Below are 24,297 nucleotides of genomic sequence, written 5' to 3'. Positions count from 1 at the left end.
AGCCCCCGGAACCTTGCGGTGCCGGGGGTGATCTTGCTGAAGTGTCGGGAGGAGATCAGTCAGCGAGAAGAAGCAACGCGGATGCCGCGATCCACGGCGCCGGGCAGCGGGCGGCTTTCGGCATAGGCAATACAGCCCCTGCCACCGGCCTTGACCGTACCGCACATCGCGCTGGCGCTGCGTGCACCGAATCCGGCGGCGGCAACGCGGAAGTAGGTCTTGCCCATCACCACCGCTTCGGTGATCACAACGTCGCGGCCAGACAATTCGGGATAGCGCTTCTGATAAATGGTCCAGGCTCGATCGGCATGCTCGCGGCTTGAGAAACTCCCCAGCTGCACAAGGTGCGTACCTTTGCCGCTGTCAGCCGTGGCGGCCATGCGGCGCTGTGACGAACTGGGTGCAAGGGGCGACTTCGCAGCAGGCTTGCTGGTTTCAGCCGACTTATAGTTTGCCGGAAGCGGTTGCACGACCGGCCCCTTGGCCGCGTGCGCGCGGGTGGCAACGGCGGCGGGTTCGGACGGAGCAAAGCTCTGATTCTGGGCGAATGCCACCGCAACGCTTTGCGCCGGGGCGGGTTCGCGCTGCGGCACTGGGCCGGGTTCGGGTGAGGGTTGCACGGCCGGTTCGATGGAAGCGAGTTCGCCCCCGGCACCGGTATCAACAACCGGCGTTTCGACACTGGAAGCAGCATCAGCCACCATCGCGCCATGGCTGGGGAAATTGGCCAGAGCCAGCTGCGCCGGCTGCCCGCCATCATAGGTCGGTTCGACCTGGAGCAGCCCGGCAACGCGGGACTGGAATTGTTCAGGCGCGGCAGTTTGCGCCCACTCGGCGATCCGGTCGGAAACCATATCGGCGGGCACATCTTCGGCCACCATGATGCGCGCGGCGCGCCAATTACCCTGAAGGGCATAGGCATAGGCGAGGTTCTGGCGCACCTTCGGGGTGGACTGGCCGGCTCGCAGCGCGTCTGAAAGCACCGCAACGCCGCGATTTGGGTTGCCCGCCAGCGCAAGCGCCAGGCCCATATCAGCCGGATCGATATCGGCTTCCGCCCGGTCGAGCGCGGCGACAGCTTCGTGGCTGTTACCCAGCGCGATCTGTGCCAGGGCATAGCTCAACGCGGTGCGGGGATTGTTGTCGCCCAGTTCGATCGCATCGGAGAAGCTGGTGGCGGCGGCCTGGAATCGACCGGCTTCAAGATAGGCGGCGCCAAGCAGGGCGCGCATCTGTGCATTGCGCGGATCGGCCAGAACGGCACTTTCTGCATGTGCCACAGCCTTGCTGGCATGGCCCTTTTCCAGTGCGACCTGTGCCTTGGCCATCGAAGCCTGTGCAGGCGGAGCAGTCGAAGTGGCGCAGCCTGACAGCGCGATGCTGACGAGTGCAGTGCTGAGCGCAAGTGCGATCTTGGGCTTGTTGGTAGCGGTGTGGCTCATTGGGTTATCCCCTCAGTCAACGCATTTCCGGTCACTTGCGCGTCATTTTTGCGGCAAGCGCATCCAGGTCTTCGAATTCTGCAAGCAGGCTATCGAGCGCATCGGTTACGATTTGCTGCGCGCTTTCACCTTTGATGGTGGCGGCGAGGCGAAGCTTCAGGTGGCGTTCTGCATCAAGCCGCAATGTAAACGCCGCGCGTTTGCCGCGTTTCAGTGCCGAGCTGCGCGTAGCAGCCGGCCTGGCTTTCTTCGTCGCAAGTGTGACCATCGGCGCTTCGTCATTTGAAGCGGCATTGATCGGCACGACATTGGTGCCGTCATCCTGCCCCATATCGTTCCAGCCCAGATCTTCCAGATTGGTAGCCTCGCCGGCTGGAATTGGCCCAAGCTGCGGGCGCATCGCGGGCTTGGCGCCACCTTTGCGGGCCAGCAGCGCTGGATTGAGGGAAGCAAAGCTGGCTTCGGTCATCTTGCGCGCTCCTTATTGAGCGACGCGGCGGCCAAAGCCGCCAGCTGGACGGTTCACACCTGGCATTTGTGATTGCGACCCCGGGGCCGCAAAGACGGTGCGGCGGAAATTCTTTTCGAGCCGGTCGGAGATGTATTTCCACAGCGCGGTCACTTCAGCTGCGCTGCGGCCTTCGGGATCGACTTCCATCACCGTGCGGCCATCGATCATCGAGGCGGCAAAGTCGGTGCGATGGTGAAGCGTGATCGGGGCTACGGTGCCATGCTGTGACAGCGCAACGGCAGCTTCCGAGGTGATCTTTGCCTTGGGCGTAGCTGCGTTGACCACGAACACCAGTGGCTTGCCGGCCCGTTCACACAGGTCAACCGTCGCACCCACGGCGCGCAGATCGTGCGGGCTGGGGCGGGTCGGCACAACAATCAGCTCAGCCACTGAAATGACTGACTGGATCGCCATGGTGATTGCCGGCGGCGTATCGATTACTGCCAGCTTGAAGCCCTGCTGGCGCAGTACCTGCAGGTCGTTGGCAAGGCGAGCGACGGTGGTCTGGGCGAAAGCAGGGTATTCTGCTTCGCGCTCGTTCCACCAATCGGCAAGCGAGCCTTGCGGATCGATATCGATCAACACGACAGGTCCGGCGCCAGCACGCTGGGCCTGGACTGCCAGATGTCCGGACAGGGTCGTCTTGCCCGATCCGCCTTTCTGCGATGCCAATGCTAGTACACGCAACGCTGGTCCCCCTATAAGGCCAAATTCACCCGCAAGCGGGCACTTCCGTTCCACCGGGATCGCAGGATACCCCTAATTTTGGGTTAACGTCGGCGCTCAAATCCGCTTTGCGGTTAAGATCGGAGCATCAAGAAAAGCAACGGAGCCTTGCCTCCTTCTTGTGTCGGGCTAGCTGTGATACGGGGCTCTATCGGGATGCTTCGCAGGGGGAACGGGTGGGCGATCTGGACAGTCTGGAAAATGGGCAGGCGGCGGCACCGCTGCAACCTGCCACTTCGAACGAGCGGATCGCCAGCCTGGATTTCATCCGCGGCATCGCCGTGATGGGAATCCTGGCGGCGAATATCGTGGCCTTCGGCCAGCCTTTCGGCGCCTATATGTATCCGGCGGGCTTCCTCACCGAACATGGCGTCACTTCGGACTGGCTGTGGGCGGCGCAATTTGTGCTTGTCGATGGCAAGATGCGGGGGCTGTTCACGCTGCTGTTCGGGGCCGGGACGATGCTGTTCATGGAGCGGGCCTGGGCGCGCGGCGCCACGCGCTGGCTGCAGGCGCGGCGATTGTTCTGGCTGGGCGTCTTCGGCCTGGTCCACTTTTTCTTCATCTGGCGCGGGGACATACTGTTTTACTACGCGGTGATCGGCCTGGCGGTGCTGCTAATGGTCGGCTGGCAGGCGCAAACCCAGCTCAAGGTCGGAATATGGGGCTATCTCGCCGGCGCTTTCATGTACGCGGTGATGATGGCGCCGCTGCCGCTGGTGGCGGACACGGACCTGGGCGAGCAGGCAAACTTCAGCGAGATGCGCGCGGAGCTCGAGGGTGCCAAGCAGGAGGCACTGGCCGATGACGTGATTGAAACAGAAATCGTGCAATCGGGCGATTACGCGGGATATGTCGTGCATCGGTTCAAGGAGCATGGCTCTGAGCCAGTCGCCAATATCGCGCTGTTCTTCATGGAAACCTTGCCGCTGATGCTGATTGGCATGGCGCTTTACCGCATGGGTCTGTTCAGCGGCGAGTTCGATCCCGGGAAGCAGCGCCGCTGGGGCTGGACCGGGGTTATTGTGGGCGGCGCGCTTCACCTGATCATCGCGCTGTGGGCCATGGCAGGCGGTTTGACCTATTACGGGACCCTGGCGGCCTTCGTCGGGATCAGTCCGGTGCCTCGGCTGGTGATGGTGTTGGGATTGGCCGCGCTGCTATCGCTCTATGCGCCGCGTGCGACCGGCTGGTTGGGGCAGCGGATTTCGGCTGCGGGCCGGGCGGCCTTCAGCAATTACCTGGGCACGTCGATCGTGATGCTGTTCGTCTTTCACGGCTGGGCGCTGGGCCTGTTCGGCAGGCTCGATCGCCCGCAGCTCTACCTGGTGGTGGCGGTGACCTGGGTGTTGATGCTGTTGTGGTCGAAGCCATGGCTGGACCGGTTCCGTTATGGCCCGCTCGAATGGCTGTGGCGCTGCCTGACCTATGGCAGGATTTTTGCCATGCGGCGCTGACAGCGCTTGCTATTGCGAATAATTCGCATAAATTGGTGTTTGCGAATCGCTCGCAGGAGAACACAGCCGATGTATGTCTGCATCTGCAATGCCATCAGGGAAGCAGAGCTGCGCCGCGTTGCGCAGCACGTGGTCGGCGATGCCGAAGCGGCCTATGCGGCGCTGGGAAAACAGCCCAATTGCCGCCAGTGCTTGGTCGAAGCCGAAGACATCCTGCTTGAAGAGCGCGCATGCGGTCTGCGATCCGTCGCGGCCTGAGCCTGAATTTCTCACAAGGCGCGGAATACCGGCGGCTGGCGGACTGCATGGCTTGCCAATCCTGCCTGCGCCCCGCATAATTGTGCCCGACCCGCTTCAGCTATAGGAGATGCGCCGTGAAGGGCGATGCCACTGTCATAAAGTTCCTCAACAAGGCACTGACAAACGAGCTGACCGCGATCAACCAGTATTGGCTGCACTACCGCGTGCTGCATGATTGGGGTGTTACCCGCCTGGCCGAATATGAGCGGCACGAATCGATTGACGAGATGAAGCATGCCGATCAGCTTGCCGAGCGGATATTGTTTCTGGGCGCTCTGCCCAATTTCCAGGCGATCCACAAACTCAAGGTGGGCGAGACGGTGGAGGAGATCCTCAAGGCCGATCTCGCTGTCGAGCTGGAAGCGATCCCGCTGCTCAAGGATGCGATCGCGCATTGCGAGAAGGTGCGTGACTATGTCAGCCGCGACTTGTTTGCGGGCATCCTCCAAAGTGAAGAGGAGCATGTCGATTTCCTTGAAACCCAGTTCGACATGATCGAACGTATGGGCCTGGAAAACTATGTTCAGCTGCAGAGCAAGCCAGCTGAAGGTTGAGCCCGCTTAAACCGTGCGGTGTTCTGGCAGCGGCCAGCGCCGGCGGCAGCTACTTCGTTGAGTTATCAGTTTGACTCTGCAACGAATCAGGCCCAGCTTCGACTCTGGGTGCGTGCAAATGCAAAACGGGGTCGTACACCATCCAGCTTTCGGGTCGCAGTCACCTGAAACGAATGGGGTACAAAATGAAATTTCTGAAATCGATCGGGCTTGGAACCGTGGCTGCCGCGGCAATGGCTCTCTCAACACCTGCCGCAGCCCAGCTGCAGGAATGGAAAGACTACACGCCGCAAAAGGAAGTGGTCGAACTGACATATGTCAAGGTCGACGAAGGGCAGCTTAACACCTATCTTGAAGGCTTGCGGCAAACCTGGGTCAGGGCCAATGAAGCGGCCAAGTCGATCGGCCAGGTTTCGTCCTACGGCATCTATGTGGTGCCCTATGGCAGCAACGAAGTGAACCTGGTGCTGCGGATAACTTATCCCAGCATGGCTTCGCTCGATGCCGATAAGGCGGAATATGACAAGTTCATGGATGCGTGGGGCAAAGCGCACCAGGCATCCAGTAACAAGACCGTGCTCGAGCTTTACAACAAGATCCGCGAGATCAAGGGCACTTATGTGCTGCGCGAATTGAAGATGAAATAAGCGTAGCGGCCTTTGAGGTCGGAATTTTGGGGCGGGGCGCCGTGCGCTTCGCCCCTTATTCTTGCCCTTGATCAACCGCGCCGGTCGTGGGCTCGCATTCTTGAGCGGCTTCGGCCTCTGCCCGCGCATCGTGGCCGCGCGCCGCGACCAGCGTTTCGAGCACGAAATGCACCAGTGCGGTGATCAGCAGAGCCATGGTCATGATCCAGGACACTGCAGTCAGCGTTCCGATCTGCGGCTTGATGAAAGCACTGATGAACAGCAGCGCTATCACCACGCAGATAATCAGCGCTGCCGAGGTCGAGAATACCACTGCACGCTGGGCCAGCTGGCGGCGTCGCTCGAGCCAGGCGAGTTCGCGCGTGGCGCGCGGGTTCCGTTTTCTCTTTGTGCGAGCCTCAAGCCGCTCGATCCGTTCCGCCACCCAGATCAGTCGGCTCATCATTACGTTCATGATCGCGCCGATGCCCGCGAGCAGGAAGGCTGGGGCGAGGCTGAGGCGCACGATTTCCTGCACGCGCACAGTGCTGGATGTGCGTTCGAGCAGTTCCACGGCAAGGTTAACGTTACTGGCGAGAAAATCGAACAACATCACCCATTACCCGCTGAAATTTCCGCCACCGCCCTTGTTGGCATTGAAAGGGTTCTTGGGGCTTCGCAGCAGCAACCGCACCGGCACAGCATCAAAGCCCAGCTTTGCGCGGATCGAATTCACCAGATAGCGTTCATAGCTTGTGGGAAGGGATTCCAGCCGCGTGCCGAAAATAACGAACCGCGGCGGCCGGGTGCCGGCCTGGGTGATATAACGCAGCTTGATCCGGCGGCCACCGGGCGCGGGCGGCGGATTGGCCTCCAGCGCATCGTCAAACCAGCGGTTGAGCGCTGCGGTTGGCACGCGTTTGCTCCAGCTGTCGCGGATTTCAAAGGCCGCGCGCAGCATATCGTCCAGGCCCTTGCCGGTCTTGGCGGATACGGCGAACAGCGGCAGGCCGCGCACCTGCGCCAATCCGTCGTCAAGTGCGCCGCGAATGCCGTTGAACAGCTTTGAGGCGTCTTCGTGCCCAGTCTGACCAGCAACGTCCCACTTGTTGATCGCCACCATCAGCGCGCGGCCTTCTTGCAACACCATGTCGGCGATCTTGAGGTCCTGATGCTCCAGCCCCTGCGTCGCATCGAGCAGCAGCACCACCACTTCGGCAAAATCGACCGCGCGGCGGGCATCGGCGACGCTGAGCTTCTCCAGCTTTTCGACGACATTGCGCTTCTTACGCATACCGGCAGTGTCGATCAGGCGGACGTCGCGCGTCTCGCCGCTCTTCGGATCGGTCCATTGCCAGTCAACCGCAATCGAATCGCGGGTAATCCCGGCTTCCGGGCCGGTCAGCAACCGCTCTTGACCCAGCAGGCGATTGATCAGTGTTGACTTGCCCGCATTGGGTCTGCCAACGATGGCCAGTTTGAGTGGACCAAGCGGTGCATCCTCATCTTCGCTGGCTGCAAACTCCGCTTCCGCCTCGGCAGCGTCTGCCTTCTCGCCGATAATCGGCCACAGCGCGCCAAACAGGTCCGCCACCCCTTCGCCGTGCTCGGCGGAAAGCGCAACCGGTTCGCCCAGGCCAAGCGAATAGCTTTCATATACGCCCGCTTCGCCCGCCCTGCCTTCGGCCTTGTTGGCCACCAGCACCACGGGAATATCCTGTTCGCGCAGCCAGCGTGCGATTTCCTCGTCAAGCGGTGTGATGCCAGCGCGCGCATCGATCACGAACAGCGCCGCATCCGCGCCTTCCAGGCTTACCTCCGTCTGCGCGCGCATCCGGCCGGGCAGCGAGTCCGCATCCTCGTCTTCCCAGCCTGCCGTATCGACCACGGTGAATGCCATGCCGGCCACTTCGGCATTGCCCATGCGGCGGTCGCGCGTCACCCCCGGCTGGTCATCGACCAGCGCAAGCTTCTTGCCCACCAGCCGGTTGAACAGCGTGGACTTGCCGACATTGGGGCGGCCGATAATGATGACCTGTGGTTTCATGTGCGCCTGCAAGTGGCCCTTAACCTGCCACTTGGCAAGCCAAGCGCAAGATCAGCCCTTTTTTGCGACCGGCGGGCTCTCGCCCAGGTCTTCGTACCAGGCTTCGACCGGACCATTAAGCCTGATCGTCAGCGGGTTGCCCTTGCGGTCCATCGTCTTGCCGGCCTGAACGCGTACCCAACCCTCGGAAATGCAATATTCCTCGATGTCGGTCCGCACCCGGTCCTTGAAGCGAATGCCGATGCCGCGCTGCAGCTTGTCGGCATCAAAATATTCACTGCGCGGGTTGACCGACAGGCGGTTGGGCGGGGTGTCTTGTGCGGGTTTCTCAGTCATGCGCGGCCCTTAGTCGCGTCGAGACGACCAAACAAGCGGCTTCCGCTTGCCCTTTCGCGCCTGCACGACTAATGGCGCTCCCCTACACGCGTTGCGGGCTGTTTCTGCGCGCGCGGCTTCGTTCGGGCTAGCGGGCGTGGCGGAATTGGTAGACGCGCTGGTTTTAGGTACCAGTATCGCAAGATGTGGGGGTTCGAGTCCCTTCGCCCGCACCAGTTCGCCCGGACGTAGCTATGTTATAGCGAAATTGTTGAAAAGGCTTCAGTTTAAATCCCATGAAGATCAAGGAAACCACCAACAACGGGCTCAAGCGCGCCTACCAGCTCACCATCGTGGCGGGCGATATCGCCGCCAAGATCGATGCCGAGATCAAGAAGATCGCGCCGCAAGTGAAAATGCCGGGCTTTCGCCCAGGCAAGGTCCCGGCGAATCTCGTCAGGAAGATGCATGGGGAACAGCTGCACGCGCAGACTGTGAACGATGTGATCCGCGAATCGGTCGACCAGCTGATGAAGGACAAGGCGCTGCGGCCCGCCATGCAGCCCAGAATCGAGCTTGGCGAAGGTTACGAAGAAGGCAAGGATGCGGAAATCCTGGTCGAGCTTGAAGTGCTGCCCACGGTCGAGGCACCTTCGCTCGATGGCCTGAAGCTTGAGCGCCTGATTGTCCCGGTGGCTGATGAGACGGTGGATGAAGCGCTGCAGGGCATTGCCGGGCAGAACAAGAGCTACAAGGATGCCGCCAAGAACAAGAAAGCGGCTGAAGGCGACCAGCTTATCATCGATTTCGTCGGCAAGCTGAACGGCGAGGAATTCGAAGGCGGCAAGGCTGAGGACGCAGCACTGGTGATCGGTTCGGGCCAGTTCATTCCCGGCTTCGAAGATCAACTGGTGGGTGTGAAAACGGGCGATACCAGAACCATCAAGGTCACCTTCCCTGACGATTACCCGGCGGAAAACCTCAAGGGCCAGGAAGCCGAATTCGACATCACTGTGAAGCAGGTGAAGGTCGAAACCGAAACCAAGGTGGATGAAGATTTCGCCACCTCACTGGGCCTCGACAGCCTCGACAAGCTCAAGGAACTGGTCCGCGGCCAGCTGGAACAGCAAACCGCCGGGCTCACCCGTACGCAAATGAAACGTCAGCTGCTTGACGCGCTGGCCGCTGGCCATGACTTCGAAGTGCCACAGGGCATGGTCAATGCCGAATTCGAACAGATTTGGGCGCAGCTGCAGCAGGAAGCCTCGCGCGAGGAAAATCCGCAGGATGCGCTCAAGGAAATCCAGAACGAACGCGATGAATATCGCTCGATTGCCGAACGCCGCGTGCGTTTGGGCCTGTTGCTGAGTGAAATCGGCCAGGCCAATGGCGTCGAAGTGACGGCGCAGGAAATGAGCATGCTGATCCAGCAGGCGGCGCAACAGTACCGCCCCGAAGATCGCGATCGTTTCGTGCAATATGTCCAGCAGGAGCCGATGGCTGCTGCTCAATTGCGCGCGCCGCTCTATGAAGACAAGGTGGTCGATTTCCTGTTCGACAAGGCCGAGATCACCGAGCGTGAAGTGACACAGGAAGAGCTGGAAGCGGCCATCGAAGCCGAGGAAACTGCCGAACCGAAGCCGGCTGCGAAGAAGAAGGTTGCAGCCAAGAAGAAGGCCCCGGCCAAGAAAGCCGACGACAAGGCGCCGGCTGAAAAGAAGGCGCCAGCCAAAAAGGCTGCGGAAGCAAAGCCTGCCGCCAAGAAGGCTCCGGCCAAGGCGGCAGCTGAAAAGAAGGCGGCTGACAAGACGCCCGCTGCCAAGTCGGCCGCGGCTAAGAAGCCTGCCGCTGAAAAGGCTGCACCCAAGAAAGCGGCGCCCAAGAAGGCTCCTGCCAAAACGGCCGCCAAGAAGTAATCAGCTGCGCGGCTGGCGGGGGATCACTCTGCCGGTTGCCAAGGTCTGAATGAGGGCGCGGGCAGCGGTGCTGTTCGCGCCCTTTCATATGCCGCACCGGCTTTCAGCACGGCATGATCCTGCCACTTGCCGGCAAAGATGCTGAGCCCCACAGGCAGGCGCTCAACCGCCCCCATCGGCACGGTCAGATGCGGATAGCCCGCGATCGCAGGAAGCGATCCCGCACCGATACCGCCACCGTAATTGTCGCCATTGACGAGATCGGTCGACCACGCCGGGCCGGTGGTCGGCGCGATCAGGAACTGCACATCATGCTCCGCCATCAGGCGGTCGATCCCGTTTTCGCGGGTTGCCTTGAGGATTGCCTCAAGCGCTTCCCGGTAGGCAATTTCATCCGTTGTTTCGAGCGCTTGTTCAAACAGGTCCTGCCCGAACCAGCGCATTTCCGCTTCGGCATTGGCCCTGTTGAAGGAGACCAGATCGGCGAGTGTGTCTGGCATAGCCGGATCGGTAAGAGTGCCGAGGTAGGCGTTCATATCGCGCTGCAATTCGTAAAGCAGCACCGTGAGCGAGCGCTCCCAGAATCCCTCGGGCCAATCATACTCGATCGGGACCAGCTCTGCGCCAGCACGTTCCAGATCCGCTTTCGCCTGCTCGAACAGTGCCGTGACGCCCGGATGCGAACCGACCTGGCTGGTCATCACACCTATCCGCACGCCTTCAAGCGAATAGTCAGCCAGCCCGGCGGTAAAATCGGTGGCATGTCGATCCGCTTCGGCCGTTGCCGGATCGGCCGGATCGCTGCCTGCCATCGCGCCGAGCAGTTGCGCCGCAGCCTCGACGCTGCGCGCCATCGGCCCGGCAGTGTCCTGAGTCGCGCTGATCGGCACCACATGAGTGCGACTGACCATGCCAACCGTGGGCTTGAATCCGACGATGCCGTTGACGCTGGCCGGGCAGGTAATCGAGCCATTGGTTTCGGTGCCGATCGCCGTCCAGGCAAAGCCCGCCGCCACCGCGGCCCCGCTTCCTGAAGAGGAGCCGCAGGTATTTCGGTCTGTCGCATGCGGATTGCGGGTGAGGCCGCCAATCGCGCTCCACCCGCTGGTCGAATTGTTGCTGCGGATATTGGCCCATTCGGAAAGGTTGGTCTTGCCCAGTATCACGCCACCCGCCGTGCGCAGGCGGGCGATCAGTGGCGCGTCGCGGCCGGTTGCATTGTCCCTGAGCGCCAGCGAACCGGCGGTGGTGGGCCATTCGCGCGTTTCGATATTGTCCTTGACCAGCACCGTTCGCCCGGCGAGCGGCAGCCCCGCCTGCTTGGCCTTGAATGCTTCGCCCATCGCATCGGGATTCATGGCAATGACTGCATTGATGGCCGGGCCCGCGTCATCCACAGCCTCGATCCGCTTGAGATAGAGTTCCGCACCCGCGGCGCCGTCAAATTCCCCGGTGAATTCGAGTTCGACTGTCTGCGGGTCGTTGCTGGAGTGGGCAGGCGCGGCGAATGCGATGGCAGCGGCAGCCGCAAATTGTGCGTATTTCTTCATACCGCCTACACTGCCACGCGCGGCCAAACTTGCAAGTTCCACATGCATTTTGGCGAGCAAGGGTTAATGCCCTTGAACATATGCGCTGCGCATCCGAAATAGGCGCTCAACCAAATGCACAAGGAATGTTCCATGATCGATCTGTTCGGCACCGGCGGTTACGCCAGCCAAGACCAATTCACCCGTGACCCGGTAACCGGGGCGCTGGTGCCGGTGGTTGTCGAGCAGACCAGCCGCGGCGAACGCAGCTTCGACATCTTCAGCCGGTTGCTGCGCGAGCGCATCGTGTTTGTCACCGGTCAGGTCGAAGACAATATGGCATCGCTGATAGTGGCGCAGTTGCTGTTTCTCGAAAGCGAGAATCCATCCAAGCCGATCAGCATGTATATCAACTCGCCCGGCGGAGTGGTGACGGCCGGCATGGCAATCCATGACACCATGCAATACATCAAGCCGCGCGTGTCGACCGTGTGCATCGGCCAGGCCGCCAGCATGGGCAGCTTCCTGCTTGCAGCGGGCGAGCCGGGCATGCGAATCGCGCTGCCCAATGCGCGGATCATGGTGCACCAGCCATCGGGCGGTGCGCGCGGCATGGCGTCCGATATCGAGATCCAGGCCAAGGAAATCCTGCGCATCAAGGCGCGCATGAACGATCTTTACGTCAATTACACTGGCCGGAGCCTCGAAGATATCGAGAAGGCGATGGATCGCGACACCTTCCTTGAAGCAGACGAAGCGCTGAAATTCGGGATCGTCGATAAAGTGTTCGAAACCCGCCCGGAAGGCGATTCCGATAGCGATGCAGAGGGTTCGGGCGGCGCGCCCGAGTAAGGATATCCGGTATTTTTTGCCCCTTCACGGGACATCAAGGGCCAGAAAGCCACTTATTTGCGCGGATTTGTCAGGCCACCCGGTGAAATGTGCGCGCTATAGGTTGATTCACGATTATGCGGCTATAGAGTCGCCGAATCCCCTCGGTTTCGGGGTTCAGGAAGCTTAGGAAATGACCAAATTGAGCGGAACTGATAGTAAGAGTACCCTGTATTGCAGCTTCTGCGGCAAGTCGCAGCATGAAGTGCGCAAGCTGATTGCGGGCCCCACCGTGTTCATCTGCGATGAATGCGTCGAGCTGTGCAATGACATCATCCGCGAGGAAACCAAGGCAGGTGTCGCTGGCCGCAAGGAAGGCGATGTTCCCACCCCTTCAGAGATTTTCGGCACGCTCAACGATTATGTTATCGGGCAGGACCGCGCCAAGCGCGTGCTTTCGGTGGCGGTGCACAATCACTACAAACGGCTCAAGCACAGCGGCAAGGGCAATGATGTAGAGCTGGCCAAATCGAACATCCTGCTGGTCGGCCCGACCGGATCGGGCAAGACGCTGCTGGCACAGACGCTGGCGCGCACCTTCGATGTGCCTTTCACCATGGCCGATGCCACCACGCTGACCGAAGCTGGCTATGTTGGCGAGGACGTGGAGAACATCATTCTCAAGCTGCTCCAGGCATCGGATTACAACGTCGAAAAGGCGCAGCAAGGGATCGTCTATATCGACGAGATCGACAAGATCACCCGCAAGGCCGAAAACCCTTCGATCACGCGCGATGTTTCGGGCGAGGGCGTGCAGCAGGCGCTGCTCAAGCTGATGGAAGGCACCACCGCCTCTGTGCCGCCGCAGGGCGGGCGCAAGCATCCGCAGCAAGAATTCCTGCAGGTCGACACCACCAATATCCTGTTTATCTGCGGCGGGGCGTTTGCCGGGCTCGACAAGATCATCGCCGACCGCTTGCAGAAGCGCTCGATCGGGTTCGGCGCGCACGTCGCCGATCCTGACAAGCGCCGCGTGGGCGAGCTGCTGGAAAAGAGCGAGCCGGAAGATCTGCTCAAGTTCGGCCTGATTCCCGAATTCGTCGGCCGTCTGCCGGTTATCGCCACGCTGCATGATCTTGATGTCGATGCGCTGGTCACCATCCTGCAAGAGCCGAAGAACGCGCTGGTCAAGCAGTATCACAAGCTGTTCGAGCTTGAGGATGTCGAGCTGACTTTCACCGCCGAAGCGCTGCAGGCAATTGCCGAGAAAGCCATCCTGCGCAAGACCGGTGCGCGCGGCCTGCGCTCGATCGTGGAGGGCATATTGCTCGACACAATGTTTGACTTGCCCGACATGGAGAACGTCAGCGAGATTGTGATCGACAAGGACGTGGTAGAGGGCCGCAAGGATCCGATCCACGTTGTCAACGGCGATGCCAAGAAAGGCGGTAAGGAAGCGGCGGCCTAGGTCACCGACTTGGGTGCCTGACCCCAAGGCACCTGTTGCCCCGGCTTCAAACGAATAGCCGCGCCAATATCGGGCAATCCGGCGATCCGCCACCTTCGCAGCTTTGCGACAGCGCCTTGAGCGAGGCTTCCATCCGTTTGAGGTCGGACAGGCGCGAGCGCACCGATGCGAGATGTGCCTCGGTCAAATCCTTGACCTCCTGACAGATGCGATCATTCGAGCCTGCAAGATCGAGCAGCGAGCGTATGTCGTCGAGCGAGAAACCCAGTTCGCGGCAGCGACGGATAAAGCTCAATCGCTGCCTGTCTTGGGGGTCATAGATGCGCCTGCCACTGTTGCTGCGCTGTTGCCGGGGTATCAATCCAATCCGTTCATAATAGCGGATCGTTTCGATATGCACGCCGCTCTCACGCGAAACTGATCCGATAGTATGTTGAATTTCCGTCATAAGACTGCCTCGATTTATCGCTTGATCCTGTAGCGGCTACAGCATGTATACGCCCTGTAGGCACTGCAAAACAGGAGAATCGGATTGCCAGCACAAACCGGATTGCACCGTGCCCGATCTTGCGTGGCGGCGGCATTGCTCATGGTGCTGGTGCCCACGCAGGCCGATGCGGCGCCGGCCACGTTCAATACTGCCCTTCCGGTGAGCGAGGGCCATGTCGTGGTGCGCCAGCAGATTATCGTGGCAGAGGCCGATCGGGGCAGCGACCGGTTGGAAGAGCGCACCCTCGAAACCGTGGGGGGATATGGTTTAACCCCCGATCTGGCGCTGTTTGTGGCGGTGCCGTGGGCCGATCGGGAGTTGCACGCCGCATTCGCAGACAAAAGGTCAGTCGCGGGTTTTGGCGATGTGCGCGCCTTTGCCCGCTATACCCTGATTCAGCGTGACCGGAATGGCCAGACCTTGCGCCTGGCTCCGTTTGTGGGAGTGGAATTGCCGACAGGTAAGGATTCGGCCGCTGACGAATACGGGCAATTGCCGCCCGGTTTGCAGCCGGGCTCAGGTTCGCTCGATCTGGTGGGCGGGGTGGTCGGATCGATTGCTTCGATCGACTGGAACCTCGACGCGCAACTGGCCTGGCAGGAAAACCGCGAAGCCGGATTGCAGGCGCAGGGTGATGTATTTCGCGCCGATCTTTCAGTGCAGAAAAGGCTGTTGCCTGCCGCGATCAATGCCGGAACGCGGGGGTTCCTGTTTGGCGGGGTGGAGCTAAACTATCTCGATCAGCGCCGCAGCCGCCTGGCGGGAGCTCCGATACCCGGGACCGCTGGCGAGCGGCTCTTTGTATCCCCTGTGCTGCAATATTCGCAGCGCCGCTGGATGGCCGAGGCGGCCTTGCAAATTCCCGTAACCCAAAGCCTCGATCAATCGAACTTCAGTCAGGACTTCGTGCTGCGGTTTGGTGTGCGAGCCAATATCTGAAGGAGATCGCCGACATGAGACCGAAATTCACTCTGCCGATTGTAGTGCTGGCCCTGGCGCTGCCCGCTGCCCCCGCATTGGCGCAGGAAGCGCAATATGTCCTGCGGATCGATGGCATCACCTGCCCGTTTTGCGTCGCAACATCGGAAAAAGCGCTGAAAAAAATCAAGGGTGTAAGCGCGGTGTCGGCAAATCTTGAGGAGGGCACAATCACGCTATGCGCCGATGAGAGCAAGGCGGACATTTCCGATGCCACTCTTGCCAAACTGTTCAAGGGCAAGGGCTTTACATATCGCGGCAAGGCAAAGCGCGGATCCTGCCCGGTGTGACCGTGCTGCATTCGACCATCACCTGCCCGCAATGCGGCCATACCCGCGGCGAGACCATGCCGACCGATGCCTGCCGCTTCTTCTATGAATGCGAGGGCTGCCACGCCCGGCTCAAGCCACTGGCGGGTGATTGCTGCGTGTTCTGCTCTTTTGGCGACGTGCCGTGCCCGCCGATCCAGGCCGAAAAGGGATGCAGTGATGCCCGCGCCTGATGCGATGCCCACGCCGCGCAGATGGGGCTGGCTGGTATTGCTGACCAGCACCACCACGCTGATATGCTGCGTCATCCCCATCGTTCTGGTTTTCCTGGGCCTGGGCGGGGCGGTGGCGTCGCTCTATGGCAATTCTCCATTCCTCACCTTCCTTGGCCTGCACAAGGAATGGACCTTTGCGATCACTGCGCTGATCATGCTGGCGGCGGCCTGGGCACTATTCAGGCCGGGGCGTGCCTGCCCCGCCGATCCCGAACTGGCGCGTGCCTGCAACACTGCCGATCGCTGGAACCGGCGGCTTTTAACAATTGCCTTTGCAATCTGGCTGATCAGCCTGTTTGCGGCTTATGCCCTGTTGCCGCTGGCGCAATGGCTGGGATTTCTTTGAATCGTAGCGCCGCGCTTTCAACAGCAGCCGGGCGTGGCGCATTTGCGTGAATTCTCGATCTGCACGGTCACGTGACCGATGCCGAAATTGCACGCAAGACCGTGTGCGACATCGTTGAGAAAGTCATCGCCCGGATGGCCGCCGGGCATCACCAGATGCACGGTCAGCGCGGTCTCTGTTGTGCTCATTGGCCAGATGTGGAGATCGTGGATCGTTTCGACGCCGTCCTGACTGGCGAGGTGCAGGCGCACTGCGGTGTCGTCGATATTCTCAGGCACAGCATGCAGGCCCAGCTTGATGCTGTCTCTCGCCAGGCCCCAGGTGCCCCAGCCAATTACCGCCACGATCACCAGGCTGGTGACGGGGTCGATCCACATTTCACCGGTCAAGAGGATCGCCAGGCCCGCCAGCACTACGCCCAGCGATACCAGCGCGTCAGCGGCCATATGCAGGAAGGCACCGCGAATGTTGAGGTCGCTCTTGCGGCCGCGCATGAACATTAGCGCGGTGGCAGTGTTGATCGCGATCCCGATCCCGGCCACCACCACCAAGGTCATGCCTTCCACCGGCGCCGGGTCGACCAGGCGGTTGATCGTTTCGAACAGGATCGCGCCGATTGCCAGAGCCAGCAGCATGGCATTGGCGAGCGCGGCCATGATGGTCGAGCTCTTGAAGCCATAGGTATAACGCGGGGAAGCCGGTTTTTTCGCGGCCACGCTCGCGCCCCAGGCCAGCATCAGCGCCAGAACGTCGGACAGGTTGTGGCCGGCATCGGCCACCAGCGCCATCGATCCTGACAGGATGCCATAGGTCGCTTCGATGATGACAAATGCCGTGTTGAGCACCACGCCCACCGCAAATGCCCGCCCGAAATCGGGCGGAGCATGGCCGTGGCCATGCGCGTTGGCGTGATCATGCTGGTGTCCCGGCCCCATCGCGGTCACTCATAGACGCAGGCGTCGAGCCCGTCACGCCGCACTGCACCCATACGGGCAGCGATCGTATTGCCGTAACGGCGGGTAAAGCCCGAAGGGGCGATCACCGCGCGCTTCTTCGGCTGGGGCAGGACGGCCGCCATGCGCGCGGCCTTGTCGCGGGTCAGGCGGGCAGCGGAATGCCCGAAATAGCGCTGCGCCCCGGCTTCGGCACCGTAAGTGCCAATTCCCGTTTCGGCGACGTTGAGATAGACCTCCATGATCCGCCGCTTGCCCCACACCTGCTCGATCAGGAAGGCAAACCAGGCCTCAAGTCCCTTGCGGAAATAGCCGCCACCTTGCCACAGGAACACGTTCTTGGCGGTTTGCTGGGAGATGGTCGAGCCGCCGCGGATACGCCCGCCCTGCAAATTGCGGGCAGCGGCCGTGGCAATCGCTTCGGCATCGAAACCGTTATGGCTGCAGAACTTGCCATCCTCACCAGCGATCACCGCGCTCACCAGATTGCGGTCGATGTTTGAAAGCGACTCCCAATCCTTGCTCAGCCCGTTTTCCCACACCTTGTCGTCGAGCAGCATGGTCGCGGTGATCGGCACCGGCACCCATTTGTAAAGCAGCACCAGCGCCAGGCTGATCCCGATGAACCACACGATAGTCTTGGCCAGCCAGCGCGCGAGCGTGCGGCCGGGCGCGCGCCGAAGGTTGGCGAAGCCATCGCGGACAGCGGGGAAGAAAGCGAAACGCATAGAGCCCTGCCGATTAATGCGCCTGCACGACTTGCGCAATCGGTGATGCGCGCTTGCACGGCCAGTGCGAAGCTGCTTGGATTGGGCAAGTGGGGATCACAGGAGGGATTCGATGATTTCGATGCGCAAATTGATGCTGGCCGCAAGTGTGGGTGCAATGCTGGCGGCAAGCCCGGCCTTGGCGAACACAGACGAGGTCGCGGCTGCGGTCGACGCTGATTACGAGGCCTATCTTGACGAGCTGTTCGTGCATTTTCACATGAACCCGGAGCTCTCCTTCCTTGAGACGAACACCTCTGCGCGCATGGCGGCGGAGCTGCGCGCGGCGGGGCTGGAAGTGACCGAGGGCGTGGGCGGCACCGGCGTTGTCGGCATGCTCAGGAACGGCGAGGGGCCGCTGATCCTGCTGCGCGCCGATATGGACGGGCTGCCGGTGGTGGAGAAATCGGGCCTCGAATATGCCTCGACCGCAACCCAGGTGGGCCAGGACGGGCAGGAATATCCGGTCATGCATGCCTGCGGGCACGATGTGCACATCACCTCGATGGTGGGAACCGCGCGCCGCCTGATGGCGATGAAGGACCAGTGGAGCGGCACGCTGATGTTCGTGGTCCAGCCGGCCGAAGAGCGCGTGGGCGGGGCGCGTGCGATGATCGCGGACGGGCTCTATCAGCGGTTCGGCAAGCCGGATTATGCGCTTGCCTTCCATGTCGCCTCCGTGCTGCCCACCGGAATGGTCACGGCATCCGAAGGCATCCAGTATTCGAGTGCGGATTCGGTCGACATCATGGTGCCCGGGATCGGCGCACATGGCGCCAGCCCGCATTCGGGGCGCGACCCGGTCTATATCGGCGCGCAGATCGTGAATGCGCTGCAATCGATCGTGAGCCGCGAAACCATGCCACTCGATCCGGTGGTGATCACCGTGGGGGCGTTCCATGCGGGCACCAAGCACAACATCATCTCCGACCGGGCTGACCTGCAGCTGACGGTGCGCGCCAATGACGAGAAGGTGCGCGCCAAAACGCTGGCGGCGATCGAACGAATCGCGGTCAATGTCGGGCGTGCGCACGGCCTGCCCGAGGATATGCTGCCAAAGGTTACGGTGACTGAAGGCACGCCGGTGACCTATAATGATCCGGCGCTGGCACGGCGGCTCAACGCGGTGATGAAGGAAACCTTCGGCGAGGCGGCGGTACCGCCCTTCGCGCAGCAGAACATGGGCGCGGAAGATTTCGCCTTCTTCGTGACCGAGGACTTGGGCGTGCCGGGATATTACTTCGCGGTTGGCGGAACCCCGCAAGCCGCGTTTGATGCGGCGGCCAATGGCGGACCGCCGGTGCCCAGCCATCACTCACCGCTGTTCAAGATCGCGCCGAAGGAATCGGTCACCACCGGCACCCGCGCGATGATCGCGGCAGTGCTGGATCTGGCCGGGGCGGAGTAGTGCAGATCAGATCCTCCCCGTTGCAGGGCAATGGGGAGGGGGACCGCTCGTGAAACGAGTGGTGGAGGGGCTAATTCAGCCTTTCCCTGCAAACTGCCAGAATAGCTTCAGCGCTAGATGTCGGGGATGAAAGTATTTCGTTCGCCGAGATACGAACAGTTTTTATTCCGCGGCTTTGGATTGCTTCATCACGCGCTGCGTCCTTGCAGGGCATTGCGCCCATATCATGAGCAATACCGTCTACTTCGATAGCAAGCTTCGCGGCCGCGCAATAGAAGTCCACTATATATGGGCCAATGGGATGTTGTCTGCGAAATTTCAGGTCAGACTGCCTTAGCTCGCGCCACATCAGGACTTCAGGCAAAGTCATGTTGCGCCGCAACGCCTTGGCTTGGCGGACTTTTCGCTTTGTCGTCTGTCGAGCCACAGCCCCTCCGTCAGCAACTGCGTTGCTGCCACCTCCCCATGAGCAAGCTCACGGGGAGGATCGCTCGATCAAACCACTCCCGGCAGCAGCCTTTCGCCCGCGATGCGCTGCATCGCCTTTTGCAGCTTCTCGAACGCGCGCACTTCGATCTGGCGGATGCGTTCGCGGCTGACATCGTAAACCTGCGACAGTTCTTCGAGCGTCTGCGGGTTCTCTGTTAGGCGGCGTTCGGTCAGGATATGCTTCTCACGCTCGTTGAGCGCATCCATCGCGTCGGCCAGCATTTCATGGCGCATCTGCGCCTCTTCGGCATCGGCCACCGTCTCGTCCTGCAGCGGACGGTCATCGGTAAGCCAATCCTGCCATTCGCCCGAGCCTTCCTCGCCGCCGCGCATCGGCACGTTGAGCGAACCATCACCGCCCATCATCATCCGGCGGTTCATATTGATCACTTCTTGCTCAGGCACGCCCAGATCGGTGGCGATCTTGGTCACGTCTTCCGGAGAAAGATCGGTATCCTCGTAAGCTTCGAGCTGTTTCTTCATCCGGCGCAGGTTGAAAAACAGCTTCTTCTGAGCGGCGGTGGTGCCCATTTTGACAAGCGACCAGCTGCGCAGGATGAATTCCTGGATACTCGCCTTGATCCACCACATGGCATAGGTGGCCAGGCGGAAGCCGCGATCGGGCTCGAACTTCTTCACGCCCTGCATCAGCCCCACATTGCCTTCGGAAATGAGATCGCTGACCGGCAGGCCATAGCCGCGATAGCCCATCGCGATCTTGGCCACGAGCCGCAAATGGCTGGTCACCAGCTGGGCAGCCGCCTCGGGATCGTCATGTTCGGCATAGCGCTTGGCCAGCATGTATTCCTGCTCGGCCGTAAGCACGGGAAACTTCTTGATCTCGGCGAGATAGCGGTTGAGGCTCTGCTCACCGCTGAGCGCCGGGACCGACGGGGTAGTCTTGTTGCTCACTTCTTCCCTAACCTTTCTTGCGTCAACCCGTCGTTACCGGACCCCTGATGGGCATCCGCTGGTGCGGGCTACTCAATTACATATAAACGCTTTTGCAGCGATTTGCAGTGCGTTTCATCGATTTCAACGAGCGGTTCGGCCGATTAGTTCCTGCATATCGGCGGGCAATTCCGACCGGAATTCGAGCCATTCGCCGCTCACCGGATGCTCGAATCCCAGCACTGCCGCATGCAGTGCCTGCCGTTCAAAGCCCAATTCCTTGAGAACAGGCCGTAAATCGTTTGGAGTGCGTCCATATAACGGGTCTCCTAATAGTGCATGACCGATTGACGCGCAGTGAACGCGCACCTGGTGGGTTCGCCCGGTTTCAAGCCGGCATTCGATCAGCGCGGCGGAATGCAGCCTTCTGATGGTTTTATAGTGCGTCACCGCGTGTTTGCCGCGCGAGGAATTCTTGTCGAGCACGGTCATTTTCTTGCGGTTTGCATCCGATCTACCGATTCGCGTGGCAATCGTGCCTTCGGGCGGGCTGGGATGGCCCGCGCAGACCGCCAGATAGCGCCGCTCGATCGAATGGTCCTTGAACTGGCGCGCCAGCCCTTCATGCGCCTTGTCGCTTTTGGCCACGACCAGCAGGCCCGATGTGTCCTTGTCGATGCGGTGGACGATGCCGGGGCGCGCCACCCCGCCGATACCCGAGAGCTGCCCCTGACAGTGATGGAGCAAGGCATTGACCAGCGTGCGGTCCGGGTTACCTGCTGCCGGATGGACCACCATGCCCGCAGGCTTGTCGATCACGATCAGGTGCTCATCCTCGTAAACGATATTGAGCGGGATATCCTGCGGCTGTGCCTCTGCTGCCACAGCGGGCGGGACATGGATGGCGAACCGTGCGCCAGCGGCCACCTTGATCTTGGCGCTGGTGGCGGGCTGGCCCTCCACTTCGACCTGGCCTGCGGCAATCAGCGCCTGGATGCGCGCGCGCGAAAGCTCGGTTACCTCGGCCAGCGCCTTGTCAAGGCGATCGGAGGTCGTGATAGTGCCGGTGATGGTGGCGTGTCCGTCCACTATGCTCGCTCAGCCCCGTTCGTTCGTCATCCCCGCAAAGGCGGGGGTCCAGATAAATTGCGCGCGATCCATGGATTCCCGCTTTCGCGGGAATGACGAAAAAGGCAAGGTAAGACCATGGTTTCGACAAGCTCAGGGCGAACGGATAGAGAGGGTGAATGGAGCTGTTCATCGGAAAATCAGTTATTTCCCAACTGATTGGTGCTTCCCGCGCCGTCCACCCGCGCGAATGCTGCGGTATCCTGCTGGGCAAAGCCGGCCGGATCAGCGAGGCAATGCCAGCCGCCAATGTCCACCCTTCGCCCGAGACACATTTCGAGATCGACCCGCAGGCGCTGATCGATGCCCACCGCAGCGCGCGCGGCGGCGGCCCGCAAGTGATCGGCTATTACCATTCGCATCCCTCCGGTCCGCCTGAGCCATCCGCCACTGATCGCGCAATGGCAGCGGGCGATGGATTGGTCTGGGCGATCATCGGGCATGACAGCGTGATGTTCTGGCAGGATGCGTCCGATGGGTTTCTCGCGCTTTCCTACCAGGCCGTTCGGGCATAATTTGCCCCAATGCAGCGGGTTCAAGCACAATCTTTGGCAGCTTTTCGGGGCAATCGGTCGATCCGTGACTGGCGAGCCGGGTTTTTTATCCTTAGGACTGTGTTCCAAGTGTTCCATCCTGCAGGAATTGAAGCCGTTCCATGAATTCCACATCCGCTACAGAACTCGCCGCGCTGATGTGCTCGCGCCTGTGCCATGACATGCTTTCGCCCGTCGGTGCGCTTTCGAACGGGCTTGAGCTGCTGGCCGACGAAAAAGATCCGCAGATGCGGGCGCGCTGCATCGAATTGCTCGAACAGAGCGCGCGGATCAGCACCGGCAAGCTCAAGTTCTTCCGCCTTGCATTTGGTGCGGCGGGCGGATTCGGCGATGCGGTGCCGGTTGAAGAGGCGCAGAGCGTGATCGACACGTTGGTGAGCGAAGCACGCGGGGTGACGGTCAACTGGGCGATCTCCGATACCAGCCTGCCCAAACCCGCGGTGAAGGTGATGCTCAACCTGGCGCAGATCGGGCTCGACGCCCTTATCCGCGGCGGCACGCTTGATATCGGGGCTGAACTGCATGACGGCAATTACGAGATCGTGGTGCGCGCAAGCGGTGACCGCATCGCCTTTGACGAAACCATCGGGCGCGCGCTGCAAGGCGATTTGGCGCCGGGCGAGCTTTCCAGCCGCACTGCCGCTGCTCATATGATCGCAACCCTGGCCGAAGAGATTGGCGGCGGGCTGCAATACAAGCGCAGCGAGGATGCGCTGGTGATGGGGGCGGTGTTGCCGCAGCCGCACGGGATGATTGGCTGAGATGGATAGCGAGCTGGTCCACCGCGAACAGCTGTCGCCCAATTTCAACGAGCGCAGCCTGCCGGTGAGCATGGTGGTGTTGCATTATACCGAGATGAAGCCGGTCGAGACCGCGCTGCAAAGGCTGTGCGATCCCACCGCGCAGGTCAGCGCACACTATCTCATCAGCGAGGAAGGGCAGGTGACCCGCCTGGTGCCGGAAGAGAAGCGCGCCTGGCATGCCGGCGCATCATATTGGCGCGGGCACAAGGATGTGAATTCGGCCAGCATCGGGATCGAGCTTGACCATCCGGGCCACGCCTTGGGCTATCGCGAATTTGCCGATGCCCAGATCGAGGCGCTGGTTCCGCTGCTGCACTGGATCGTGAAACATTACGATATCCCGCGCGCCAATGTTGTCGGCCATTCGGATGTCGCGCCCGCGCGCAAGACCGATCCGGGCGAGCTGTTCCCGTGGGACCGGTTGGCCGGATACGGCCTATGCCTGCCCAAGCCGGAAAAGCTCGAACTGGGCGATCCGTTCGACAATGACGGGGCGTTCTATCTTGCGCTCGAACGGTTCGGCTATGACATTACCGACGGGCACAAGGCGGTGGAGGCTTTTCAGCGCCGCTGGCGGCCTGGGAGGATCGACGGCCAGATCGACGGCCAGGTGCGGGCGATTCTGTTTCAATTGCTCTTGGATCGCGACCGCGGAGCGACTAGATAGGCCGTGCCAGGGGGCCGGGCAGCCGCGTCCTTCGACAAGCTCAGGATGAGCGGGAAGAAGGCCGAGGAAAGTCCGGGCTCCACGAAACAAGGGTGGCGGGTAACGCCCGCCCGGCGAGCGCCTTTCGGGGCGCGAAGCCGAGGGAAAGTGCCACAGAGAGTATACCGCCGATGGAGGGAAACCTCACAGGCAAGGGTGAAAGGGTGCGGCAAGAGCGCACCGGGGTTCTGGCAACAGCGCCCGCATGGCAAACCCCACCCGGAGCAAGGCCAAATAGGGGCCTCGCGCTGTAACGCAGCAGGGGCGTTTCGCCCCGAGAGGCCCGGGTTGGCTGCTTGAGCCATGGAGCGATCCATGGCCTAGACGAATGGCTGCCCCTGCGGGGCTGGTGTTCCCGAGATAATCGAGGGGCATACCGCCTGCAGGACAGAACCCGGCTTACAGGCCCCCTGGCATTTCTTTCCGCGAACGTTGTTATCTTTCGACAAACGAAGTTGCCAGGCACTGGCATTTCCTTGCAGGGACGGGCAATGTGCAGCTAAGAAACAGGGAGAAAA

Annotated in this window: 28 protein-coding genes, 1 tRNA gene and 1 other RNA gene; 17 read left to right on the top strand and 13 right to left on the bottom strand. The window is 61.2% G+C overall.

The annotated features are described in order from the left end of the window. Positions 1 to 59: 59 nt before the first annotated feature. From ACX3VQ_RS03990 to ACX3VQ_RS03980, 3 genes are read right to left on the bottom strand one after another with little or no spacing between them, the layout of a single operon-like run. Positions 60 to 1,442: an SPOR domain-containing protein gene (locus ACX3VQ_RS03990; RefSeq protein ID WP_462579654.1), complete on the bottom strand. Its 1,383-nt coding sequence runs from the start codon at positions 1,440 to 1,442 to the stop codon at positions 60 to 62. 31 nt (positions 1,443 to 1,473) lie between these two features. Next, complete coding sequence (locus ACX3VQ_RS03985) at positions 1,474 to 1,911, bottom strand: hypothetical protein (RefSeq protein WP_462579652.1); 438 nt, start codon at positions 1,909 to 1,911, stop codon at positions 1,474 to 1,476. Between the two features lie 12 nt (positions 1,912 to 1,923). After that, positions 1,924 to 2,640, bottom strand: coding sequence for an AAA family ATPase (locus ACX3VQ_RS03980; protein WP_462571410.1), 717 nt, complete (start codon positions 2,638 to 2,640; stop codon positions 1,924 to 1,926). A gap of 215 nt (positions 2,641 to 2,855) precedes the next feature. Here ACX3VQ_RS03980 and ACX3VQ_RS03975 point away from each other — a divergent pair, with 215 nt between their 5' ends. The 4 genes from ACX3VQ_RS03975 to ACX3VQ_RS03960 all read left to right on the top strand — a co-directional run bounded on the left by ACX3VQ_RS03975 (position 2,856) and on the right by ACX3VQ_RS03960 (position 5,637). Beyond that, positions 2,856 to 4,136: a DUF418 domain-containing protein gene (locus ACX3VQ_RS03975; RefSeq protein WP_462579650.1), complete on the top strand. Its 1,281-nt coding sequence runs from the start codon at positions 2,856 to 2,858 to the stop codon at positions 4,134 to 4,136. 69 nt (positions 4,137 to 4,205) lie between these two features. Continuing rightward, on the top strand, positions 4,206 to 4,394 hold the full coding sequence (locus tag ACX3VQ_RS03970; protein WP_462571414.1) for a (2Fe-2S)-binding protein: 189 nt from the start codon (positions 4,206 to 4,208) through the stop codon (positions 4,392 to 4,394). A 116-nt stretch (positions 4,395 to 4,510) separates the two neighbouring features. Further along, positions 4,511 to 4,990 carry a bacterioferritin gene (gene bfr / locus ACX3VQ_RS03965; RefSeq protein ID WP_462571415.1) on the top strand — a complete coding sequence of 160 codons (480 nt, stop codon included), beginning with the start codon at positions 4,511 to 4,513 and terminating at the stop codon, positions 4,988 to 4,990. 185 nt (positions 4,991 to 5,175) lie between these two features. After that, positions 5,176 to 5,637 carry a hypothetical protein gene (locus tag ACX3VQ_RS03960; protein WP_462579649.1) on the top strand — a complete coding sequence of 154 codons (462 nt, stop codon included), beginning with the start codon at positions 5,176 to 5,178 and terminating at the stop codon, positions 5,635 to 5,637. A gap of 55 nt (positions 5,638 to 5,692) precedes the next feature. Here the strand turns inward: ACX3VQ_RS03960 and ACX3VQ_RS03955 are convergent, their stop codons facing one another. Genes ACX3VQ_RS03955 through ACX3VQ_RS03945 form a run of 3 tightly spaced genes read right to left on the bottom strand, consistent with a single transcriptional unit; the run spans position 5,693 to position 7,999 of the window. Then, on the bottom strand, positions 5,693 to 6,229 hold the full coding sequence (locus tag ACX3VQ_RS03955) for a DUF2721 domain-containing protein (protein ID WP_462579648.1): 537 nt from the start codon (positions 6,227 to 6,229) through the stop codon (positions 5,693 to 5,695). 6 nt (positions 6,230 to 6,235) lie between these two features. Next, on the bottom strand, positions 6,236 to 7,663 hold the full coding sequence (gene der / locus ACX3VQ_RS03950; protein ID WP_462579646.1) for a ribosome biogenesis GTPase Der: 1,428 nt from the start codon (positions 7,661 to 7,663) through the stop codon (positions 6,236 to 6,238). A gap of 51 nt (positions 7,664 to 7,714) precedes the next feature. Beyond that, positions 7,715 to 7,999 (bottom strand): DUF3297 family protein, encoded by a 285-nt coding sequence (locus tag ACX3VQ_RS03945; protein WP_462579645.1) that lies wholly within the window; start codon positions 7,997 to 7,999, stop codon positions 7,715 to 7,717. 130 nt (positions 8,000 to 8,129) lie between these two features. Between ACX3VQ_RS03945 and ACX3VQ_RS03940 the strand changes: the two genes are divergently transcribed. Both ACX3VQ_RS03940 and tig read left to right on the top strand, forming a co-directional pair. Then, positions 8,130 to 8,214: transfer RNA gene (locus tag ACX3VQ_RS03940), tRNA-Leu, on the top strand. A 60-nt stretch (positions 8,215 to 8,274) separates the two neighbouring features. Beyond that, on the top strand, positions 8,275 to 9,894 hold the full coding sequence (tig, locus tag ACX3VQ_RS03935; RefSeq protein WP_462579643.1) for a trigger factor: 1,620 nt from the start codon (positions 8,275 to 8,277) through the stop codon (positions 9,892 to 9,894). Positions 9,895 to 9,917: 23 nt separating this feature from the next. Here the strand turns inward: tig and ACX3VQ_RS03930 are convergent, their stop codons facing one another. Beyond that, entirely contained in the window at positions 9,918 to 11,444 is a 1,527-nt protein-coding gene (locus ACX3VQ_RS03930; protein WP_462579641.1) for an amidase, read from the bottom strand. A gap of 132 nt (positions 11,445 to 11,576) precedes the next feature. On the opposite strand from ACX3VQ_RS03930, the gene ACX3VQ_RS03925 reads away from it, so the two are divergent. Together ACX3VQ_RS03925 and clpX are read left to right on the top strand one after the other, a co-directional pair. Beyond that, positions 11,577 to 12,275 carry an ATP-dependent Clp protease proteolytic subunit gene (locus tag ACX3VQ_RS03925; RefSeq protein ID WP_462571424.1) on the top strand — a complete coding sequence of 233 codons (699 nt, stop codon included), beginning with the start codon at positions 11,577 to 11,579 and terminating at the stop codon, positions 12,273 to 12,275. Between the two features lie 172 nt (positions 12,276 to 12,447). Continuing rightward, positions 12,448 to 13,722, top strand: coding sequence for an ATP-dependent Clp protease ATP-binding subunit ClpX (gene clpX, locus ACX3VQ_RS03920; protein WP_462571425.1), 1,275 nt, complete (start codon positions 12,448 to 12,450; stop codon positions 13,720 to 13,722). 46 nt (positions 13,723 to 13,768) lie between these two features. Here clpX and ACX3VQ_RS03915 read toward each other — a convergent pair whose 3' ends face one another. Further along, complete coding sequence (locus ACX3VQ_RS03915; protein WP_462579639.1) at positions 13,769 to 14,170, bottom strand: MerR family transcriptional regulator; 402 nt, start codon at positions 14,168 to 14,170, stop codon at positions 13,769 to 13,771. 123 nt (positions 14,171 to 14,293) lie between these two features. Between ACX3VQ_RS03915 and ACX3VQ_RS03910 the strand changes: the two genes are divergently transcribed. Genes ACX3VQ_RS03910 through ACX3VQ_RS03895 form a run of 4 tightly spaced genes read left to right on the top strand, consistent with a single transcriptional unit; the run spans position 14,294 to position 16,080 of the window. Next, positions 14,294 to 15,151, top strand: coding sequence for a transporter family protein (locus ACX3VQ_RS03910; RefSeq protein ID WP_462579637.1), 858 nt, complete (start codon positions 14,294 to 14,296; stop codon positions 15,149 to 15,151). A gap of 14 nt (positions 15,152 to 15,165) precedes the next feature. Next, entirely contained in the window at positions 15,166 to 15,480 is a 315-nt protein-coding gene (locus ACX3VQ_RS03905) for a heavy-metal-associated domain-containing protein (protein ID WP_462579635.1), read from the top strand. Beyond that, entirely contained in the window at positions 15,477 to 15,692 is a 216-nt protein-coding gene (locus tag ACX3VQ_RS03900) for a GDCCVxC domain-containing (seleno)protein (RefSeq protein WP_462571429.1), read from the top strand. The genes ACX3VQ_RS03905 and ACX3VQ_RS03900 overlap by 4 nt, the downstream gene beginning before the upstream one ends. Further along, complete coding sequence (locus ACX3VQ_RS03895) at positions 15,679 to 16,080, top strand: hypothetical protein (protein WP_462579634.1); 402 nt, start codon at positions 15,679 to 15,681, stop codon at positions 16,078 to 16,080. Before ACX3VQ_RS03900 ends, ACX3VQ_RS03895 begins: the two co-directional genes overlap by 14 nt. 17 nt (positions 16,081 to 16,097) lie before the next feature. On the opposite strand, the gene ACX3VQ_RS03890 is transcribed toward ACX3VQ_RS03895, so the two are convergent. Together ACX3VQ_RS03890 and mtgA are read right to left on the bottom strand one after the other, a co-directional pair. Further along, positions 16,098 to 17,015 (bottom strand): cation diffusion facilitator family transporter, encoded by a 918-nt coding sequence (locus ACX3VQ_RS03890; protein WP_462580680.1) that lies wholly within the window; start codon positions 17,013 to 17,015, stop codon positions 16,098 to 16,100. A 5-nt stretch (positions 17,016 to 17,020) separates the two neighbouring features. Then, positions 17,021 to 17,761, bottom strand: coding sequence for a monofunctional biosynthetic peptidoglycan transglycosylase (mtgA, locus tag ACX3VQ_RS03885; protein WP_462579633.1), 741 nt, complete (start codon positions 17,759 to 17,761; stop codon positions 17,021 to 17,023). 112 nt (positions 17,762 to 17,873) lie between these two features. Here mtgA and ACX3VQ_RS03880 point away from each other — a divergent pair, with 112 nt between their 5' ends. Continuing rightward, a complete protein-coding gene (locus ACX3VQ_RS03880) occupies positions 17,874 to 19,208 on the top strand; it encodes an amidohydrolase (protein WP_462579632.1) in 1,335 nt (444 codons plus the stop codon). Between the two features lie 70 nt (positions 19,209 to 19,278). Here ACX3VQ_RS03880 and ACX3VQ_RS03875 read toward each other — a convergent pair whose 3' ends face one another. The 3 genes from ACX3VQ_RS03875 to ACX3VQ_RS03865 all read right to left on the bottom strand — a co-directional run bounded on the left by ACX3VQ_RS03875 (position 19,279) and on the right by ACX3VQ_RS03865 (position 21,677). Continuing rightward, positions 19,279 to 19,635: an endonuclease domain-containing protein gene (locus ACX3VQ_RS03875; RefSeq protein WP_462579631.1), complete on the bottom strand. Its 357-nt coding sequence runs from the start codon at positions 19,633 to 19,635 to the stop codon at positions 19,279 to 19,281. Positions 19,636 to 19,703: 68 nt separating this feature from the next. Further along, positions 19,704 to 20,609 carry an RNA polymerase sigma factor RpoH gene (rpoH, locus tag ACX3VQ_RS03870; protein ID WP_462579628.1) on the bottom strand — a complete coding sequence of 302 codons (906 nt, stop codon included), beginning with the start codon at positions 20,607 to 20,609 and terminating at the stop codon, positions 19,704 to 19,706. Positions 20,610 to 20,732: 123 nt separating this feature from the next. Next, positions 20,733 to 21,677, bottom strand: a complete 945-nt coding sequence (locus tag ACX3VQ_RS03865; protein WP_462579626.1) for an RluA family pseudouridine synthase — start codon at positions 21,675 to 21,677, stop codon at positions 20,733 to 20,735. Positions 21,678 to 21,835: 158 nt separating this feature from the next. Between ACX3VQ_RS03865 and ACX3VQ_RS03860 the strand changes: the two genes are divergently transcribed. The 4 genes from ACX3VQ_RS03860 (at position 21,836) to rnpB (ending at position 24,197) form a co-directional block, all read left to right on the top strand. After that, the gene (locus tag ACX3VQ_RS03860; protein WP_462579625.1) at positions 21,836 to 22,231 is read left to right on the top strand and encodes a M67 family metallopeptidase; all 396 of its coding nucleotides are present in this window, start codon (positions 21,836 to 21,838) and stop codon (positions 22,229 to 22,231) included. Positions 22,232 to 22,371: 140 nt separating this feature from the next. After that, a complete protein-coding gene (locus ACX3VQ_RS03855) occupies positions 22,372 to 23,031 on the top strand; it encodes a histidine phosphotransferase family protein (RefSeq protein WP_462571439.1) in 660 nt (219 codons plus the stop codon). A 1-nt stretch (position 23,032) separates the two neighbouring features. Then, positions 23,033 to 23,740, top strand: a complete 708-nt coding sequence (locus tag ACX3VQ_RS03850; RefSeq protein ID WP_462571440.1) for an N-acetylmuramoyl-L-alanine amidase — start codon at positions 23,033 to 23,035, stop codon at positions 23,738 to 23,740. Between the two features lie 6 nt (positions 23,741 to 23,746). Further along, an RNA gene (gene rnpB, locus ACX3VQ_RS03845) (RNase P RNA component class A) lies at positions 23,747 to 24,197 on the top strand. The last annotated feature ends 100 nt before the right edge of the window (positions 24,198 to 24,297 follow it).

This window comes from Altererythrobacter chaiwopuensis (assembly GCF_054957735.1).
Note: the sequence above shows the minus strand (reverse complement) of the source record. Positions and strands in the feature narration are given on the sequence as shown.

Bases quoted from the DNA above. Each gene is read 5' to 3' on its own strand.
- ACX3VQ_RS03990 (WP_462579654.1), bottom strand. From the start codon at position 1,442: ATGAGCCACACCGCTACCAACAAGCCCAAGATCGCACTTGCGCTCAGC.
- ACX3VQ_RS03985 (WP_462579652.1), bottom strand. From the start codon at position 1,911: ATGACCGAAGCCAGCTTTGCTTCCCTCAATCCAGCGCTGCTGGCCCGC.
- ACX3VQ_RS03970 (WP_462571414.1), top strand. From the start codon at position 4,206: ATGTATGTCTGCATCTGCAATGCCATCAGGGAAGCAGAGCTGCGCCGC.
- ACX3VQ_RS03960 (WP_462579649.1), top strand. From the start codon at position 5,176: ATGAAATTTCTGAAATCGATCGGGCTTGGAACCGTGGCTGCCGCGGCA.
- ACX3VQ_RS03955 (WP_462579648.1), bottom strand. From the start codon at position 6,229: ATGTTGTTCGATTTTCTCGCCAGTAACGTTAACCTTGCCGTGGAACTG.
- der (WP_462579646.1), bottom strand. From the start codon at position 7,663: ATGAAACCACAGGTCATCATTATCGGCCGCCCCAATGTCGGCAAGTCC.
- ACX3VQ_RS03945 (WP_462579645.1), bottom strand. From the start codon at position 7,999: ATGACTGAGAAACCCGCACAAGACACCCCGCCCAACCGCCTGTCGGTC.
- tig (WP_462579643.1), top strand. From the start codon at position 8,275: ATGAAGATCAAGGAAACCACCAACAACGGGCTCAAGCGCGCCTACCAG.
- ACX3VQ_RS03930 (WP_462579641.1), bottom strand. From the start codon at position 11,444: ATGAAGAAATACGCACAATTTGCGGCTGCCGCTGCCATCGCATTCGCC.
- ACX3VQ_RS03925 (WP_462571424.1), top strand. From the start codon at position 11,577: ATGATCGATCTGTTCGGCACCGGCGGTTACGCCAGCCAAGACCAATTC.
- clpX (WP_462571425.1), top strand. From the start codon at position 12,448: ATGACCAAATTGAGCGGAACTGATAGTAAGAGTACCCTGTATTGCAGC.
- ACX3VQ_RS03915 (WP_462579639.1), bottom strand. From the start codon at position 14,170: ATGACGGAAATTCAACATACTATCGGATCAGTTTCGCGTGAGAGCGGC.
- ACX3VQ_RS03905 (WP_462579635.1), top strand. From the start codon at position 15,166: ATGAGACCGAAATTCACTCTGCCGATTGTAGTGCTGGCCCTGGCGCTG.
- ACX3VQ_RS03895 (WP_462579634.1), top strand. From the start codon at position 15,679: ATGCCCGCGCCTGATGCGATGCCCACGCCGCGCAGATGGGGCTGGCTG.
- ACX3VQ_RS03890 (WP_462580680.1), bottom strand. From the start codon at position 17,015: ATGGGGCCGGGACACCAGCATGATCACGCCAACGCGCATGGCCACGGC.
- mtgA (WP_462579633.1), bottom strand. From the start codon at position 17,761: ATGCGTTTCGCTTTCTTCCCCGCTGTCCGCGATGGCTTCGCCAACCTT.
- ACX3VQ_RS03880 (WP_462579632.1), top strand. From the start codon at position 17,874: ATGATTTCGATGCGCAAATTGATGCTGGCCGCAAGTGTGGGTGCAATG.
- ACX3VQ_RS03860 (WP_462579625.1), top strand. From the start codon at position 21,836: ATGGAGCTGTTCATCGGAAAATCAGTTATTTCCCAACTGATTGGTGCT.
- ACX3VQ_RS03855 (WP_462571439.1), top strand. From the start codon at position 22,372: ATGAATTCCACATCCGCTACAGAACTCGCCGCGCTGATGTGCTCGCGC.
- ACX3VQ_RS03850 (WP_462571440.1), top strand. From the start codon at position 23,033: ATGGATAGCGAGCTGGTCCACCGCGAACAGCTGTCGCCCAATTTCAAC.